This is a genomic window from Gelidibacter maritimus (assembly GCF_014062315.1).
GTDB classification, from domain to species: Bacteria; Bacteroidota; Bacteroidia; order Flavobacteriales; family Flavobacteriaceae; genus Gelidibacter; species Gelidibacter maritimus.
Genome location: NZ_JACGLT010000070.1, coordinates 1 through 230 on the forward strand (window position 1 = coordinate 1; position 230 = coordinate 230).

Below are 230 nucleotides of genomic sequence, written 5' to 3' on the forward strand. Positions count from 1 at the left end.
TTACGGTCAGCTATTCTGAAATCAGTAATACTGTCGTGGACGGTATCGGAACTATTGTACGTGAATGGACTGTAACCGACAACGGCGGGAATACAACTACTGATACGCAGACTATTACGGTTATCGATTCAACGAATCCAATCCTTGTCGGCGTACCTGCTGATGTTACGGTGCAATGTGATGCCATTCCAACGGTACCTACAGTAACCGCTACAGATAACTGCGATACG

At 46.1% G+C, this 230-nt stretch carries 1 protein-coding gene; it reads left to right on the forward strand.

Features of this window, described 5'->3' with window-relative positions; genetic code table 11:
* Window positions 1-230: hypothetical protein (locus H3Z82_RS19495; protein ID WP_182207124.1), on the forward strand; the 230-nt coding region annotated here is incomplete at both ends.